Annotated in this window: 14 protein-coding genes, 1 pseudogene and 1 riboswitch; of the genes and pseudogenes, 5 read left to right on the forward strand and 10 right to left on the reverse strand. The window is 40.7% G+C overall.

The window, feature by feature from the left end; translation table 11 throughout:
* Positions 1 to 32: 32 nt before the first annotated feature.
* On the reverse strand, positions 33 to 947 hold the full coding sequence (locus HWV01_RS06950) for a LysR family transcriptional regulator (protein ID WP_211674698.1): 915 nt from the start codon (positions 945 to 947) through the stop codon (positions 33 to 35).
* A 137-nt stretch (positions 948 to 1,084) separates the two neighbouring features.
* Here HWV01_RS06950 and HWV01_RS06955 point away from each other — a divergent pair, with 137 nt between their 5' ends.
* The 3 genes and pseudogenes from HWV01_RS06955 to HWV01_RS06965 all read left to right on the forward strand — a co-directional run bounded on the left by HWV01_RS06955 (position 1,085) and on the right by HWV01_RS06965 (position 4,182).
* Positions 1,085 to 2,263: a DSD1 family PLP-dependent enzyme gene (locus HWV01_RS06955; protein WP_211675707.1), complete on the forward strand. Its 1,179-nt coding sequence runs from the start codon at positions 1,085 to 1,087 to the stop codon at positions 2,261 to 2,263.
* 32 nt (positions 2,264 to 2,295) lie between these two features.
* Complete coding sequence (locus HWV01_RS06960; protein WP_211674699.1) at positions 2,296 to 3,240, forward strand: ornithine cyclodeaminase family protein; 945 nt, start codon at positions 2,296 to 2,298, stop codon at positions 3,238 to 3,240.
* Between the two features lie 168 nt (positions 3,241 to 3,408).
* Positions 3,409 to 4,182 (forward strand): annotated as a pseudogene (locus HWV01_RS06965) (carbon-nitrogen hydrolase family protein).
* A 100-nt stretch (positions 4,183 to 4,282) separates the two neighbouring features.
* Here HWV01_RS06965 and add read toward each other — a convergent pair.
* Positions 4,283 to 5,278 (reverse strand): adenosine deaminase, encoded by a 996-nt coding sequence (gene add / locus HWV01_RS06970; protein WP_211674700.1) that lies wholly within the window; start codon positions 5,276 to 5,278, stop codon positions 4,283 to 4,285.
* Positions 5,279 to 5,307: 29 nt separating this feature from the next.
* Positions 5,308 to 5,407: riboswitch (purine riboswitch) on the reverse strand.
* A gap of 523 nt (positions 5,408 to 5,930) precedes the next feature.
* Here add and HWV01_RS06975 point away from each other — a divergent pair.
* On the forward strand, positions 5,931 to 8,330 hold the full coding sequence (locus HWV01_RS06975; RefSeq protein WP_211674701.1) for a glycosyl hydrolase family 18 protein: 2,400 nt from the start codon (positions 5,931 to 5,933) through the stop codon (positions 8,328 to 8,330).
* Positions 8,331 to 8,460: 130 nt separating this feature from the next.
* On the opposite strand, the gene HWV01_RS06980 is transcribed toward HWV01_RS06975, so the two are convergent.
* From HWV01_RS06980 to HWV01_RS07015, 8 genes are all read right to left on the reverse strand, one after another.
* A complete protein-coding gene (locus HWV01_RS06980; RefSeq protein WP_211674702.1) occupies positions 8,461 to 9,324 on the reverse strand; it encodes a DMT family transporter in 864 nt (287 codons plus the stop codon).
* Between the two features lie 145 nt (positions 9,325 to 9,469).
* A complete protein-coding gene (locus HWV01_RS06985; RefSeq protein ID WP_211674703.1) occupies positions 9,470 to 10,177 on the reverse strand; it encodes an AraC family transcriptional regulator in 708 nt (235 codons plus the stop codon).
* 108 nt (positions 10,178 to 10,285) lie between these two features.
* Complete coding sequence (gene modC, locus HWV01_RS06990; RefSeq protein ID WP_211675711.1) at positions 10,286 to 11,374, reverse strand: molybdenum ABC transporter ATP-binding protein ModC; 1,089 nt, start codon at positions 11,372 to 11,374, stop codon at positions 10,286 to 10,288.
* Positions 11,374 to 12,060, reverse strand: a complete 687-nt coding sequence (gene modB, locus HWV01_RS06995; protein ID WP_211675709.1) for a molybdate ABC transporter permease subunit — start codon at positions 12,058 to 12,060, stop codon at positions 11,374 to 11,376. The genes modC and modB overlap by 1 nt, the downstream gene beginning before the upstream one ends.
* 17 nt (positions 12,061 to 12,077) lie before the next feature.
* Positions 12,078 to 12,875 carry a molybdate ABC transporter substrate-binding protein gene (gene modA, locus HWV01_RS07000; RefSeq protein WP_211674704.1) on the reverse strand — a complete coding sequence of 266 codons (798 nt, stop codon included), beginning with the start codon at positions 12,873 to 12,875 and terminating at the stop codon, positions 12,078 to 12,080.
* A gap of 136 nt (positions 12,876 to 13,011) precedes the next feature.
* A complete protein-coding gene (locus HWV01_RS07005; RefSeq protein ID WP_211674705.1) occupies positions 13,012 to 14,172 on the reverse strand; it encodes a diguanylate cyclase in 1,161 nt (386 codons plus the stop codon).
* Between the two features lie 123 nt (positions 14,173 to 14,295).
* Entirely contained in the window at positions 14,296 to 15,393 is a 1,098-nt protein-coding gene (locus HWV01_RS07010; RefSeq protein ID WP_211675713.1) for a diguanylate cyclase, read from the reverse strand.
* 284 nt (positions 15,394 to 15,677) lie between these two features.
* Positions 15,678 to 16,952: a serine dehydratase subunit alpha family protein gene (locus HWV01_RS07015; RefSeq protein WP_211674706.1), complete on the reverse strand. Its 1,275-nt coding sequence runs from the start codon at positions 16,950 to 16,952 to the stop codon at positions 15,678 to 15,680.
* 367 nt (positions 16,953 to 17,319) lie between these two features.
* On the opposite strand from HWV01_RS07015, the gene HWV01_RS07020 reads away from it, so the two are divergent.
* The gene (locus tag HWV01_RS07020) at positions 17,320 to 18,150 is read left to right on the forward strand and encodes a TOBE domain-containing protein (protein ID WP_211674707.1); all 831 of its coding nucleotides are present in this window, start codon (positions 17,320 to 17,322) and stop codon (positions 18,148 to 18,150) included.
* Positions 18,151 to 18,208: the final 58 nt, after the last annotated feature.

Consider the following 18,208-nt stretch of genomic DNA (forward strand, 5'->3'; position numbering starts at 1 on the left):
TTCTTTTATGTTGTTATCGAGATTTCAAATGATTATTTTTGTAACCAAGGTTGCTGTGCAAAACGTTCTTTTAGTAATTTTAAAAAATGTGATGTTCTGGCAGAACGGGCACGGGAATCGGTACCTAGCAAGGCCACAATATCAGCACTCGGTAAGCTGTAGTCTGGTAGTAACCGCACCAATACACCACTGTTTAATTCTGGTTGCACATCCCATTCTGAGCGCATGATGATTCCATGACCTGCGATTGCCCAGTTTTTAACAACGTTGCCTTCATTGCTGGTAAAGGTTGGGGTAATACGAATCGATTCCTGTTCTTCACTGTGAGTATGGGTGAAACGCCATAACGTCACATCCTCACTGTTTTCTCGTAACGCAATACAGGTATGGTTTTTTAACTCTCGCGGTGACTCTGGTGAACTATGGCGCTTTAAATAATCCGGAGAGGCACACAAAAAGCGTTGGTTAGGGGCAAGTGTCGCGAGCTTTAATGTTGAATCCCTTAATTCACCAATATAGATGATAATGTCCCATTTATGGCTTTCTGCCCAACTTGGCTTGTCCGAGAGTTCCAATTCGACGGTGAGGTTTGTATGTTGCTGCTGAAACTCACCAACCAAGGGGGCAATGTAATCATTACCAAATCCCAAAGGGGCTAATATTTTGAGTGTGCCATTGATTAGATTCTTTTTACTGGCCATTAATGTTTGTAGTTGGTCCATTTCTGCGAGAATGAATCGGGCTTTATTTTGCAGTAAATAACCTTCTTCGGTCAGGCTTATGCCACGCGCTTGGCGTTGTACCAGTTTTACGCTCACTTTAGCTTCAATTGCTTGCAGGCGTTGAGTCACTGTCGGTGGCGTCACATTAAGCTTACGTGCCGCCGCAGTTAAAGAGGGTTGAGTTGAGATAGCATAAAAAAAACGCAAGTCTTCGCTGGTTAGCATTAAGTTAAAGCCTAATATGATAGTTAGTAATCGTTAATATTATTCTAATTCTTGATATATCACAATATGTGCATTACCAAGCAGGTAACTGAATAAAGTGAGTATAAGGAGCGATTACTGTGTCAATTATAAAAACGATGTCAATTGGAAAGTCTACGTTAATAACAGCAAGCTTAGCAAAGATAGACACGCCTTTTTTGTTGGTCGATAAAGTCAAATTTGATACCAACGTGGCTTTCTTAAGAGCGAAGTTAGCCCCGCATCATGTGGTATTAAGACCGCATTTAAAAACCGTTAAATCCATTGCAGGTGCCAAACATGTACTAGAGGGTTTTGATTCGCCAGCCACTGTCTCGACTGTTAAAGAAGCGGAAGCATTTGCAGATGCGGGTTATACCAATCTACTCTATGCCGTTGGTATCGCTCCGCAAAAATTACCGCGTATTCAAGCGCTACTTAATAAAGGAATCAATATTAGCATTTTACTTGATAGCGCAGTGCAAGCCAAAGCGGTCGCTGAATTTTGTCAGACGCAAAATATCAAGATCCCGACGCTATTGGAAATTGATTGCGATGGTCATCGCGGGGGGATCCAGCCTGACGATAGTCGTTTAGTCGAGATCGCAAGGATCCTTTATCAAGGTGGCGCAGAGCTACTAGGTGTACTGACACATGCGGGAGAATCTTATGATTGTATCAGTAAAGCGGCGTTAGTCGATGCTGCTGAAGGTGAACGTCATGCTGCGGTGATTGCTGCCACTCAGCTAATTGAAAGTGGATTGCCTTGTCCTGTGGTGAGTGTTGGTTCGACACCGACTGCACATTTTGCTGAGAACTTGGATGGTGTGACAGAAGTAAGAGCGGGCGTGTATACCTTTTTTGATTTAGTCATGGCTGGTATTGGCGTTTGTAAGCCAAGTGATATCGCGTTATCGGTTGTCACCACTGTGATAGGTCATAACAAAGAGAAAAACTGGCTATTTATCGATGCGGGTTGGATGTCATTGTCACAAGACCGGGGTACGCAGTCGCAACGACAGGATTGTGGCTATGGATTAGTTTGCGATAGCGATGGCAATATTATTCCCGGTTTTCAAGTCATCGGCGCCAATCAAGAACATGGCATTATTGCTGCGGCTGGTAGCGATATTGATGGCGCGAATGATGGCAAAAAGCTATCCGATATAGTGGTTGGCACGCAGTTACGCATTTTGCCCAATCATGCTTGCGCCACCGCAGCCATGCATGCGGGTTATTACGTAGCAGACCCTGAGCAGGTTGAACTTGATTACTGGGCTCGAATTCAGGGTTGGTAGTAATACTAATCATACAAGGAAGATAAAAGAATATGAAATACATAAGTGAAGTATTGTCGAGTCAATTAATTAGCCATAAGCTGGCATTCAACGCGGTCTCTGCTGCATTTATTGCGGCAAGTGAACAAGCAAAATTATTTCCTGTTGTGATTGCAGAAGGGTATGCTGAAAATACTATTTTTTCACTTAAATCGGCTAACACAGCAGAACTAGTGGGTTGGAAAGCGGGGAGTTATTGGCCGGGTAATATCGCCAAGAATATACCTTGTCATGCATCGACTATCTTTTTATTAGATCAAGACTCTGGGCGTTTGGATGCCGTGATTGAAGGCAGTACAGTTAATGCTTACCGCACGGCGGCAGCAGATGCGGTTGCCGTATCGGTATTAGCACGTGAAGACGCTAGTTGTGTCGCTATTTTTGGCACTGGTCATCAGGCGTTTTATGAATGCGTTTCCGTTTGTCGAATACGTGATATCTACAGTGTACTGGTGGTTGGCCGTAATCATGATAAAGCACAGGCTATGGTTGATAAACTAGCGGGTGTCGGCATCGATGCTCAAGTTTCAGTGGCTGAAGAAGCATGTCGTGCAGCGGATATTATCATTACTGCGACGACTGCGCGTGAAGCACTATTTTCTGCTGAATGGGTGAAAGCGGGCACGCATATCTCGGCAATGGGGGTCGATACCAAAGGTAAGCAAGAATTACCTCCAAGCTTGTTTGATAAAGCTGATTTATATTGTGATTTTACGTCACAGTCGGTAGTGATTGGTGAATTTCAGCACGGTATTAAAGAGGTGGTTACAAACAAATTAACCATGATTGGTGAGGTATTATCTGGACGCGCACAAGGGCGTGTCAATAATACGGATATTACTATTTTTGATAGTTCGGGTATTGCAGTGCAGGACTTGTTTATAGGTCAGTACTTATTGAATGCTGCGTTAGATGCTGGGCATGCTATCGAGTGTTGATTTTAATATAGTCATTATTTCTATACTTCTCTGTACATAAGCAGAATTAATCCTCATCTTAGTGGTCTATTAACTTAACGTTAATGATGTTGCTAAGTCGTATTTTAACATAGGGTTATAACTAGGATGATGAATAAGAGAAGTAGCGTGAAGATCACGACAGTGCAAATGAATGTGAGTTATAAGAATAGAGCTGAGAACATAGCAACAGTGAGGGCATTACTTAATGGGGCTGATTCATTGGGGGATGTCGTCCTGTTACCTGAGCTTTTCAGCACTGGGTATTTGTTTAATGAAGCAGTTGAGATCCATCTATTATCTGAATCGTTAGATGATAGCCAGACATTACGGGAATTACAGGCTACCGCTGCGCAATATGATGTATTGATTGTTGCTGGGATTGCAGAAATAGCGGGGGACTGTTTTTATAATATGGTTGTTTTGGTGGATAAAAATGGCCTGTAAGATAGATACAGAAAAGTTTCGCAAACGAATATCGATAAACAATATTTTTCACGTGGCAGTGACATAGTCACGTTCGAGCATTTAGGGGTGAAGTTTGGTTTAGCTATTTGTTTTGATTTGTGGTTTCCCGAAATCATTCGGCAGTATGCCGAACAAGGTGTCGATGTTCTGCTCCATCCTGCAAATTTTGGTGGAGAACAAAGTTTGCATATTTCTCGTGCTCGAGCGATTGAAAACAGCATGTTTGTCTTCACTTGTAATCGTATCGGTAGTGAAAAAACAGACACGATAAACGGAACTTACTGTGGTAAAAGTCAGGCTATTTCACCGCAGGGGGATCTCTTAATGATGTGTGGAACTGATACTGAAGTGCAAACGGTGACTGTCGAGATTGAAGCGCAACAAGATAAGAAGGTTATTGGTGTTAACTTGCTCGACGAAATGACCGAGATTATGAATAATACCGTCAGCTCATGATATGAGTATAAGAGTTTGATATGAAAAGTGTAGAGGTAGTGAATTGTAAGGCGGGTTGTGAACCCCGCCTTTTATTTAGCTGTTTATTGATTTGCTGTCGTTATTCAACAAACGTCGATAAATGCTGTTTTACAGAATCAGATGCGAACGCATGTTCAATGCTGATCTTGTAAATCTTGAAGTAGTCTTCACGGCTTAAGCTAAACTCTTCCATTACTTTACGTACTTCATCTGTCATTGTGGTATTTGACACAGTACGGTTATCGGTATTGATAGTGATTTGAATACCGTCTTGGTAGAAAGCTTTAACTGGATGGCTTGCTAAGTTGTCAACCGCTTTGGTTTGTACATTACTGCTTGGGCAGGTTTCTAATGCAATGTTTTGTGTTTTAACAAGGTCGTATGCATCTTCATGGCCAGTAATATGAATACCATGACCAACACGTTCTGCACCTAATAATGACACAGCATCAAATACGTTTTGACCCACACCTTGCTCGCCAGCATGAATGGTTACACGGTAACCTTTCTTAATGGCATATTCTGCATAAGGAACAAACTCAGCACAGAAGCCTGGTGCTTCACCACCTGCTAAATCGAATGCAACAATACCGTCGTTTAAGTATTTAGCTGCCGTATCCAGTACTTCTTTGATTCTGTCTTTTGGCATATGACGTAAGATAGATAAAATGTAGTTACCCTTGATGTCATACATTGCTTCGGCACGTTTCATACCTGCAACAACACTATCAAATACTTGCTCAAGGGTTAGACCCTTCTCAAGGTGTAGCATTGGACCAAAACGTACTTCTAGGTATTTTACGTTTTCTTGTGCTGCGTCTTCAAATACTTCAAAAGAGATGCGCTCAATACCTTCCGCTGTTTGCATTACTGATAATGGCAGGTCAAAACGCTGTAGATATTCACCAAGATCTGTACATGTTTCAGGTGCGATCATTAAAGTTCTGATTTCTTCAATGTCGTTACTTGGTAGGGTAATGCTTTGTTCAGCTGCAAGCGCAATGATTGTTTCTGGGCGAACACTGCCGTCTAGGTGGCAATGTAGGTCAATCTTCGGTAAGTCAAAGTAATTCATGAGTCTCTACCTTTATATGTTTTTTTAGGTTTTAAAGTTACAGACTTCATAATCAAGAGTTTAAGGATCTTGGTAGAAACTCCCAAACCATATTATTGGGATTATACGAAGTTATTTAACCGCGTAGTTTAGCAGTCTGAAAACGACTCTGCAATTCGCTTAGACTCGTGCCTTAATCAATTTTGCTTATTATCGACGCGTATAGTTAATAATGGCCATGAAAAAACAATTAGATTGACCTCGATGACAGGCGTGAATTTGAGTACGATGAAATAACAGAAAAGTTGTCTCATCGCTTCTTGTTTTGGTTTACTTGCTATAGATGATGGCGGTATGTGTTTTAAGTTGCTGTTTTTAAAGTGTAAAATTGCATTTTTGTAGAGGTGGGTATTCGGGATTAACATAACCCATTATCTCACTGTTTCAATAATTAAAAATATACTGGTCTGACCGTATTGTTTGATAGAACTCTAACTTTGTTGTTTTTATGTTCTTTTTTCGTTGCGCAAATTAACAATTAAGAATAGTTTTTATATAAGCCTCTGGAGAGGTTTGATCTTGACTGGCATGATTACTGTTTGAATATCCGTCAATACATGTTGTATGTAATTACGCCTATTTTCGACTTTCTAATTTATTACATGGAGTTCTTGTGAAATCAATATTTTTAAAAAGTACCCTTAAGTTAGCGATGGTAGCGGCAATTAGTGCACCTGTACTTGCGGCAGCACCTCAAGCACCCTCAATCGCGTGGGCCGATTATTCAAAACTAGGTTTTGTAACAATTAATACTGATGCAATCGTTAGCTATAAAGACATGTATACACGTGTTGACGTTGTTGAAGTACCTGTTTCTTGGGATGTTTGGTCTGGTGATCAAGCGACAAAATGGGAGGTAGAAGTTAACGGTGAAATAATGATGTCTGGTTCAGGTACAGGGAAAAATACTGTTTTATCTTTCACTGAAGGTGGTTTAAAAAACATGGTTGTGCGTTTATGTAACGCCGATGGTTGTAGCGAAAGCGCAACAACTGAACTATTAATCTCGGATACAGACGGTTCGCATTTAAAAACTGACCTACCAATGACGACTGATCCCGCTAATACTCCTTACGCACAACAAAAAGAGAATATTGTCGGTACTTACTTTGTTGAATGGGGGGTGTACGGTCGTAAATACAATGTTAACGATATTCCTGTTAATAACCTAACGCACATAATTTACGGCTTCATTCCAATTTGTGGTGGCACAGGTGATAACAAATCTTTATTAGATCCAAATCCATCGGGTCACCAGTTATTAAAAAAAATGTGCGCAGGCCTGCCTGATTACTCTGTTGTTGTTCATGACACATGGGCGGCACTGAACTCTTCTTACGGTCAACCTGCAACACGTTTAGACGGTAAAAAAGTAGGTTCATTAGAAATAGGTAAAGGTACTTACGGTGGCTTAATGGCGCTTAAAAAAGCGAATCCACACATTAAAATTCTTCCATCTATTGGTGGTTGGACATTATCTGACCCATTCTTCGGTTTCACTGAAAAAGCAAACCGTGATGTATTTGTCGCCTCTACAAAAGAATTCTTAAAAACGTGGAAATTCTACGATGGTATCGATATTGATTGGGAATTCCCAGGTGGTGACGGTGCAAATGCAAGCTTAGGAGATCCAGAAAAAGACGGCCCGGCTTACATCGCATTAATGCAAGAATTACGTGCAATGTTGGATGAGCTTGAAGCGGAATATGGTCGTAAATATGAACTTACATCTGCAATCGGTACCGGTTACGACAAGATCGAAGATGTTGATTATGGTGTTGCTTCACAGTACATGGATAATATCTTCATGATGTCTTACGACTTCTACGGTGCATGGGGTCCAAATACGGGTCACCAAGCAGGTATTTATTGTGGTGCTCACATTTCAGCTGATAAATGTAATGGTACTGGCGAGTTTGCTGGGAAACCTGAATATACATTAGATAACGCAACTAAACTTTTACTCGCGCAAGGAGTGCCAGCTAAGAAATTAGTTGTTGGTGCTGCAATGTATGCTCGTGGGTGGCAAGATGTTGTAGCTGAAAATGGTAACCCAATCGGCGCTATCGGTTCACACATCGATTCTTCTGACGGTAGTCCATTTAACGGTAGTCTTGGTGGCGATGGTACAGACGTAAACGAAGCGGCTTGGGCTTGGGAAGCTGGCATTATGGATTATCGTGGTGTCCTTAAATTCCTCGAGTCAAACCCAAATGCAATCATAGGTTGGGATGAAATAGCTAAAGCATCATTTGTTTGGGATGAAGTGAGTCGTACATTGTTGACATATGATACGCCTCGTTCAGTACTTGCTAAAGGTGAATACCTTAAGAGTCTAGGTCTTGGTGGTATCTTCTCATGGGAAATCGATGGTGATGGTAACGGCGATATCTTGAACGCAATGAACCAAGCCGTAAATAACCCACAAGGTCAAACAGATTGGTCTGGTAACATCATCACGAATGAAGCTCCGAGCATTAGTATTGTATCTCCATCTGGTTCAGTGGTTCATACTGAAGGTGATACAGCTCAATTCTCTGCATTAATTACTGATGATAAATCAATTGCAGCTGTTGAAGTCACTGTTAATGGTGTCACTAAAACTGTGACACAAGATGCTACAACTTACTCTGGCAGCTTTGTGGTAAGGGTTGGTAGCAACACTGTTATATTCAAAGCAACAGATAACGAAGGCGTTTTATCTCAGAAAACAATCACCATCATAGGTAACGCTAAAGGTTTAGTTTGTGAAGATGGTTCTTCTGTTGTAAACGGTGAATGTGTTGTAGACCCAATCGTTTGTGAAGATGGCTCTTCGCTTGTCGACGGTAAATGTGTTGCAGATGAGGTTGTTAGTGAAACACCATTTGTTGCTGGTTCGACTAAAGCATCTAACGGTGAAGTATACTCGTATCAAGGCTTGTGTTACCAAGCTAAAAATAGCCCTGGTATTTGGGAAGTACCAACCGCAACATCTTGGTTCTGGACTGCTGTGACATGCTCTGGATCTTAAGTTGACCAGTTAACGAGTGATGAAGAGTCTTCACTCGTTAACGATGAGTTGTACTGATACTAAATAACGCATTAATATTTTGCTGAAAGGAAATATTAATGCGTTTATCAACTTGAAGGGTGATGTTTTCCTATATAGGGTTATCACCAAACGCTAATTTTTTCTTCGTATTAGCAATAATCGCACCAGATAATATTAACGCGAGTGCAATGATAATGTTAGTAGACCAAGCATTAAGACCTGCAATGGCCAAAATGACAGATGAAATGAGTGGTGTACTAAAACTTAATGATGCTAGCAATTGCTGATTACCTTTTTTTAGGGCTATGTCCCATAAGTAAAAAGCGCCCCCGACAGGCCCTAATCCGAGTAATAATATCCCGCCCCATTCCGATAGGCTAAAACTCCAATTACTGGTTTCAAATTGCCAATGCGCGATTAATGCCAATAATGCAACGGCAGCAGATAACCAAGCGATATCTTCAACGTCGTTGTTTGATGTGGATAAGAACCATGAATAGCTGCCCCAAATAACAGCGCAAATAGCAGCAAGCAAATAACCAATCCGATAGTCGTTATTTATCGTTAGCTCACCATTACCAACAATAATGAAGGCGATGCCGATAAAGCCTAAGCTACCCCCGATAAGTGCTCTTAACCGACTTTGTTTGTTGGCGACGAGTGTTGCTAGTAATAATGGCCATAGATACACAATTAAACTGACTTCGATAACGGGAGCGAATTTAAGCGCCATGAAATAACAGAAGTGGAACCCAAACAGTCCGATTATGCCAAGCAGCCACTGAGTTAGGGTTAACGATGGTTTGGTAAAGACGGTTTTTTTTATCGCTATTCGCTTGATGATGATAATGATAGCGGAGATGGAAAAACAAAGTGAGAGTAATTGAAATGCAGGAATATTCGCGGTTATTGTCCCTAACAGCGCTAAAGTCCCCCATAATCCGATTGCGATAAACCCGTATAATGTAGCCATAATTTATGATCCTTAAGTAATTTTAATGACCGAATTATAAGGTGTTCATAAATTAGCGTGTTTGCTGAAAGGACGTTTTTATTGGCTAATACGCTACTGTTGTATTGCTATGGGATAGGATAGATAAACTGTCATCGCTGATGAGTTAGTAGCTAAACGCTTTAGGCGATTGACCAAAATATCTCGAAAAGCGCCGACTAAATGCTGATAGGTCTTGGTAGCCAACTTGTTCTGCGACAATACGAATAGGTAAGTCGGTATGAGCGAGCAGTGCTGAAGCCTTTTCCATCCGCAGTTGGGTGATGTATTTGTGGGTGGTCATGCCCATATTTGTCTTGAATAATTTTTTGTATTGGCTTGTGCTTAAACACGAAATTTTAGCTAACTGCTCGATGCTAAATAGCACACTGATGTCTTGTTTTATGAAGTGGATAACCTCAGCAATTCGAGGGTCGATACGTTCATGACATGTTTGTTGAGCAAGGAGCTGATAGAACAATTCAAACGCAGTCGATTCAAGCTGTTTATTTACTTGATGTGCCAGCTGCTTATCGATGAACTGTATATAAGCAAGCAGGGGAGGATTTATCGAGAATTTTTCAATACCTGATTCGGTAATGTTATCTGGATAACTTTCCATATCAACGACAATAAAACGGGCTGCATCATCTGCCCGAAAGTCATGTTGTTGCCCAGCTTTAATTATCACACAATCACCAATGCTAACTTTACCTGTGTAATCACCAACCTTAATATCAATCGCGCCATGTAATGGCAACACCAGCTGGTGGAACTCATGATAATGACTGCGTATTTGGCTGGTATAAGCGCGAATTGAAAGGTTGTTAGGCATGTGAATCCGCTTTTCCTTAGCGATGAGCAATGTTTAATAGCTTAAAGGGTAAGTGTTTATTTTGATAGGTAAAGCTATTTTTAGTATTGAACTATCAAAAAATAATGATCAAAACGACTGCGCTAATTCACTCTCAGTCATGCTTACGCCTTTGATCTGAGCATATACACTTTGCCCAACTGTTAGTGCTAAATCATCACATGCCCACGGGGTGATGTTCGCCCATATGTGGTCATCGCCAAACGCCAATTTAACCTGCACATTATCACTTGATTCTGAATGTATAATCTCGGTAATCGTCGTCGGTAGAATATTACGAATACTACTGTCTTGTGGACGTGTTTTACACAGAGATACGTGGTTAGCATGAATACGTACACGTAGTTTACTGCTCACAGGTAAAGGTAAACCATTGATCCACAGGTAGGTACCATCAGTGAGTGATAACTTACTCATGCGATAGCCTTCATTAAGCGCTGTTACTGTCGCCATTAACAGTGAGCTTTGTTCTTTTGCAGGCAACCAAGGGCGCATTTCTGCACTGTCCCAAACAGCTTGTAAGTGACCGTTAACTAACACTTTACCCTTATCTAATACTAGCATGGTATCAGCCAGCTGTAAGATCTCATCTAAGCTGTGGCTTACATAAATAATGGGTAAATTAAGGGTTTTCGCGAGCTGTAACAAATAAGGAATAAGCTCGCGCTTACGGGGTAAATCCAACGCTGCTAATGGCTCATCCATTAATAACATTTGAGGTCTTGTAAGCAAGGCGCGACCAATCGCAACGCGCTGTTTTTCACCGCCAGACAGGGTTGATGGATAACGCTTTAATAACTCACCTAAACCAAGTAACTTCACCACAGAATCAAAATGAACTTGGTCTTTATCTTTATTGCCATAATTGAGATTACCGCGCACACTGTAGTGGGGGAATAAACGCGCTTCTTGAAAGACATAACCAATACGGCGACGTTCAGGCGGTAAATTAACTCGCAGTTGCTGGTGGTAAAGATGCGTATCGCCTAAAGTTAGCTGACCCTTATCTGGTGTTGATAACCCGCCAAGAATATTCACCAACGATGATTTACCTGCACCAGAACGACCAAACACAGCACAGATACCTTGCATCGGAATTTGTGCATTCACCTGTAAGTCCAAATCACCCAGTTTTTTCTTTATATCAATAGTTAACATTATGACGCGACTCGCTGTTGGGCTTTTTTGGCTAGCCATTGCGATGCCGTTAACGATAATACGGCAATAACAATAGCAATCACACACAGGCGTGCGGCTTCATGCTCAGCACCTGGGGTTTGAATAAAAGAGTACATGGCGAGTGGAATAGTACGCGTCTCACCAGGGATATTAGACACAAAGGTAATCGTTGAACCAAACTCACCTAAACTGCGAGCAAAGGCCAGTACCATACCAGAAACAATACCGGGTAAGGTTAACGGCAGGGTAATGGTAAAAAACACGCGTAAGCGATTACTACCTAGGGTTCGCGCGGCTTGCTCTAAACGTATATCAACACTTTCAAATGACAAACGGATCGCACGTACCATTAACGGAAACGAGACGATCGCAGCCGCTAATGCTGCACCACGCCAACTAAAGCTAAAGCTCCAGCCAAACCAGTCATAAAGTATCGCACCAATGCTGCCTTGACGACCCATAGAGATTAATAAAATATAACCAATCACCACGGGCGGTAAGACCAAAGGTAAGTGAATTAGGCTGTCAAACAGCGACTTACCAGGAAACTCACAACGGGCTAATATCCACGCGCAAGCGATACCAAAGGGTAGGCTGAATAACACCGCCACACTCGATACTTTTAAACTCAGCAGCAAGGCTGCAATTTCATAATCACTTAACAAATTCAACGTTATTGACCTTAAATAGAGTGTACCTTAAAACCGTATTTAACAAATATTGCTTGTGCAGTTTTTGTTTGCAAGTATCGGTAGAATATTCTGGTGGCGGAATTAGTATCATGACCGACAATGACCAGAGGATATTCAATGGCTTTGTGGCTATTTTCAGGGAAGGTCGCAACCGTTTTTACTTTTTTGGATATCTGTGCGTCAGTCGCATACACAATACCAAGTGGTGACTCACCACGCTCGACTAGCGCTAATGCACCGCGAACATTACTTGTACGGGCTAATAACGGCATCGCTTTTTGCCATAAATCTAAACTTTTTAATGCTTGTTTAGCATAGCGACCAGCTGGTACATGATCGGGATCGCCAACTGCGATTCGACTATCACCCACTGCATGCGTGATATTCCAGTGTTTATTTAATACGACGTTATTTAATGGACTTGTACTAGGGGCGATGAGCACCAGTGAGTTACGTAACAAAGTCACACGAGAGTCTGCCGCAACCGCTTTTTGTTTCACTAAGTAATCCATCCACTTTTGATTTGCGGATAAATAGATTTGAGCGGGTGCCCCTTGGGCAATTTGTCTTGCTAAAGTTGAAGATGAAGCAAAAGAGAATACCGGATTTATTTTTGTTGGGTTTGCTATTGAGTCAGCTCTAAACGTATCACCGATTTCTGTTAAGGCGTTAGTTAATGAGGCCGCTGCAAAGATAGTCAAACGCTCTTTAGCCATAACATGGCTGCTGAAAATAACTAAAAGAATGGAAATGAGCTGTTTTAACCTGCTGCGATATCTCTGTGCCATGAACAATCCTTATGTATATTTTCTTGAATGCGAGGTAAATATGCAACCGTTATATACCTATCTATATATCGATTGGTAAATTTTAGCCCTGTTAACGTAAATTAACAAGGCAAAATTTTATTCGTTTGATTTAGCGCTAGATAACAACGCAGTTACGCCCAGCTGTTTTTGCCTCGTACAATTTCATATCCGCGTCGTTTAACGTTTCATCAAATGAGGATTTGGCGTGATCATGTAGGGCTATACCTGCACTTAAGGTGATGCTAAACGCTGTACCATCGTGCGTGAATACTAAGTTTGATACTTGTTTTCTTATACGTTCTGCGACAGCAATGACATTTTTACTATTATCACAGGGGCCGATAATAACAAACTCTTCACCACCATAACGAATACAGTAATCGCCAGCACGTGTACACTCCATCATAACACGAGCTACTTTTTGCAGTACTTTATCGCCACAATTATGACCATAAGTATCATTGATATTTTTAAAATGATCGATATCTAAAAATATGGCGGCTAGCGCTCGATTATGACGTTTTTCGTTTTCTAACATGCCTGGAATCACTTCTTCTAGAAAACGCTTGGAATAGAGCCTTGTCAACGAGTCTCGGACGGACTGTTTAGAGAGTATATTTATAAAATAGTTGATAGTAAGGATTGATGCGCCAATGAATAGTAGAAAGCCAAAAAGTAGAATGCCTGTCGCTTTTGAGACAGTCCAAAATACATTTTCTTCCATATCATCAAGATAAATACCGGTGCCAATTAACCAGTCCCAAGGAGCGAAGTAACTCACGTAGGCTATCTTAGGGTATTGTTCTAGTGAATTATTTTTAGACCAAAGATAGGTGATCCAGCCACCTGCTTTACGCCTTTCTCTGTTAACATCGCGAAAAGGGTGGGTTCCATCTGTGTATTGCCAATCTAATAAACTCATACCAACCAGTTCTGGTTTATATGGCTGTAATAAGATTTCACCATCGAGAGAACTTATCCAGAAGTAGCCATGATCGCCGTAGCTCGAATTTTTTAGTGAATCCATGGCATAGTTTTTTGCATCCTCATCAGATAACTGACCAGCCAAGCTAAGGCCATGAAAATAGCTGATCACGCCGACTGCTGATTCGGTAAGGTGCTTTGATTGTGCCTTTTTTTCATTTTCTAAGCTCGTCGAAAAAGAGTTATAAAAAAACAATAGGAAAGCAATCAGTACCGAAAATATAAGAACGGATAAAGCAATTAATTTATTCTGAATCGGTAATCGATGCGAATAGGCTGAAAAGTTAGGCATAGTGACATAGTTTATAATGTAATCTGTTGATATTGTAGAATATAAATTATGTGTAAATATACCTTTTTAAGAAGAAAAGCAGAGAATTAATAAATTTTTAATAAAATAACGCTATTAATGAAATTAAATTGATACACGATTACGCCCTGCGGTTTTTGCTTCATACAATTTCATATCCGCGCGCTTTAACGTGTGCTCAAAGCTATGGTTGCTATGACAATGGTGTAGTGCAATACCTGCACTTAACGTGACATTAAAAGTGGATTCGTCACTGGTGAAGCGTAATTCAGATACTTGATGACGGATCATTTCTGCCATATCAACAGCAGACATTTCACTATCGAAGAAGCCGATAAGGACGAATTCTTCACCACCGTAACGCATGCAGTAATCATTCTGTTTAGCGTTGTCATTCATTATTTTAGCGACATGTTTAAGGACATTGTCACCGTTATCATGGCCATGCTTGTCGTTGACGGATTTGAAGTGGTCCAGGTCCATAAATATGGCTGCAAGATGATGATTTGTCATTTTATTATGATTCAGTAATGTCGGTATAATCTCTTTTAAAAAACGTTTCGTATACAAATTAGTCAGGGAATCACGTACCGATAGCTCACTTAATTGATGTACAAAATAGTTAATAATGACAACGATAGTGATAATGAAAATGAGAAAGCCAAGTAGCAAGACACCGGATGTTCGAAATACCGCCCAGAAAATATTGGATTTCATATCGTCAAGATAAAGCCCTGTACCAATAAGCCAATCCCAAGCTGGGTAATGTGCAACATAAGATATTTTAGGGAATTCTTTAGATGTGTTTAATTTAGGCCAAGTATAAGAAACCCAACCTCCGCCTTTTCTGGCTTCTCGATCAAATTCTTGGAAAATATATTTACCAGTACTGTCTGCCCAATTCGTCATATTTAAGCCGACTAAATTAGGCATGTAAGGCTGTATGAGGATCTTGCCTTTACTGTCGTTGATCCAAAAATAGCCATCATCACCATATGTTGCCGACTCTAGTGTCCGCATCGCCATTTGTTGAGCTTCGACAGTGGTTAGCTTTTCAGATAATTCGAGCTGATGAAAGTGTTGAATAATACCGAGGGCTGATTCAATAAAGTTTTTGGATTGGGCTTTTTTTTCTTCTTCTAAACTAGTTGAAAAAGAATAATAGAAGAATAATACAAAGGCAACTATCCCAATAATAATCATAATTGACAGACCAACCAATTTATTTTGGAGTGGTAGTCGATACGACTTTGAGGATAGGTTGTCCATTGTTACTCCTAATAACGTTAAATTCCATTAATGAGGTCGTGCATCTTTATGCACATACGGAATGTGACATAGCGTGTGATTATATACGTTAATGGTCAAGTTAGCGCTATCATTTGTCATTAATCTACTTATTCCCCCCCAATCAATGTAAATCTAGGTGTGATTATTCAAAATGGCATAAGCACTATAATATGGTATATATTACAGTGCTTAGTCGATCATGCTGACATGATATTAATGATGGTTGCGTCGGTATTACTCATACCATTTGTCACTAACGTACCAATATTACGGATACTAGTTTCAATATCATGTGCAATAATGCCTTGGTCAAACGCTTGTGTATCATCCATCGCTAACATAAAGGCGGTGATGGCACTACTCGTGGATGTTTTGACTTTCATTGCGCATGTCGATTTTGCACCATCACATACCATACCTGAGCAATCACTTAATACATTTTGGATGGCGTAACATGATTGTTCATAGCTACCGCCCGCAAGGTAGACCATGGCCATCGCCGCTGATGCACTGGTTACCGTGTTACCACAGAATGCTGATAATGGTGGATAATGCTGCTTAATATAAATTGCGCCTAAGTGACTTAACACAAGCGCACGTGCAAGTTGTTCATCACTTGCATGATAATGCTGGGCAATCATAGCGACAGGAACCGTTGCCGCAATACCTTGGTTACCACTACCGTAATTACTCATCGCGGGTAATGTCGCACCTCCCATTCTTGCATCGGATGCGGCTGACGTTCGCATGATAATCGTATTATTAAGATCGGCCGTCATAAAACCGCTTTTGATATTTTTGTCCATGGTTCGACCTACTTGTAGCCCATACGCATGGTTTAAGCCTTCATCGGCTAAATTCGAGTTTAATGTAGCGGCTTCGAGAATAAAGTCGATATCAGCCAAATCAGTGCCCATTGCGTAGTCATAAATTCCTTGGATGGTAATATCGAGGTCATCACAGATATTACCCGTGCTTTGAGCTGAGCAGCTGTTATTACTGAATACGATTTTACCATTGAGTGTTTTTTTTGTTATTTGGGTATGACCGCCACTGATTACGACTACTGCAGTGCTACCTTGAGATTGTGCTTCTACACGGCAGTAAATAAACTCGCTTGCATCGGTACGCTTAACAATGATGTTACCCGTATCGATTAACGCTTGTGCTTGTGTTACTTGGGTTGGTGTTATTTGTGCGAGGACTTCTAATCCTGCTTCAGGGTCACCAGCAATCCCCCCAACGGCAGCTGCAATGGCTAAACCAATTTTGCCAGTACCGGGTACAAATACACCCATGGAATTTTTGTATAGGTTATCTGATACTTGAATTGTAATGCGTTCTGGCGTTGCAGGTAGCATACTTGCCGCCACTGCGGAGGCATATGCAGCAGAGATGGGTTCGGTACAACCTAATGCGGGTTTAACAAAGGTGTTTAGTAGGTGTTTGTATTGCTGCCATTGATTATTCATGAATATACCTTCTTTATTTACTGAAGAGTATCTTCAGTAATTCAATTTATCTGACGTTAACGTGCTTACACTTGCTTACCCTCCCTTACATTTCTATTCTTACTCTACGCCTATAAATGGGAAATATTTTTTCTTATTTAAGAGCATTAGTATCATTAAAGAGAATAATTTTTCCCATACTGATTAGCTGAACCCCGAGTTGTGGAGTTGTGCATATTTGTAGATGGCGTTTATTTTTTATTTAGGTTTATAGCAAGCTTAAATTGATTTTATGAGATGATAATGGCGGAGATGTATTCGATGGTAGTTGTTATTGTGTTACTGATAACGCACAATATGTACTTAATTTTCAAGGTGATAATATATCGTGGATTTAAAAGCATTACTGACGATCTCCGTTGCAGATAAAGTGTTTGCTAACCCTAAACGGATCGCGTTGTTACAGCAGATACAAGCCTGTGGTTCGATTAGTCAGGGTGCTAAACTAGCAGGGATGAGTTATAAAACAGCGTGGGATTCGGTTAAAGATATGAATACCCGTTTATCAGAACCTGTTGTAAATAGTGAAAAAGGCGGTAAAGGAGGGGGCGGTGCTAAATTAACGCCTTTTGGTGAGCGCCTACTGCAAATGTATGCATTGACTGGTCAAATGCAAAATATGGTATTAGAAGCCTTACAAGATCAAGCTATCCCAATGAATAGTTTACTGGATGTAATGGGTCATTTTTCCTTAAAAACCAGTGCTCGTAATCAATTATCGGGCACTATTTTATCATTAGATAATCAAACAGACTCCCACCAAGATAATTTAAATGCACGCCTTCAAGTCGAACTCGCTAGTGGCTTATTACTCAATGCTTGTGTCACACAAAGTAGTTGCGCGCGTTTGTCATTAGACGTTGGTAAGCCCATTTTATTGTTATTCAAAGCCCCATCGGTCAGTATTTCGCTTGAAAAATCAGCGGGTGAAAGCAGTAATCAAGTCTTAAGCATCGTTCATGAGATCTACAGTAATAGTCAGACAACTGAAGTGAGCTTAGTGATTCTTAACGAGCAGGACATGGCTAAAAGCACTGCGCCACAAATGATTTATGCGTCGATTGATACACAGTTGGCGAATCAACTTAACCTTACTGTTGGCGGTCAGTGTTATGCGGTATTTTCATCAAGCCAAACAATTGTGGCTTGTATGAGTTAAGTTACTTACCTTTACTACTGATTGTCTAAGTTACAATTTGTTACATTCCTGAGCGTTT

This window comes from Moritella sp. 5, from assembly GCF_018219455.1.
Taxonomy (GTDB): Bacteria; Pseudomonadota; Gammaproteobacteria; order Enterobacterales; family Moritellaceae; genus Moritella.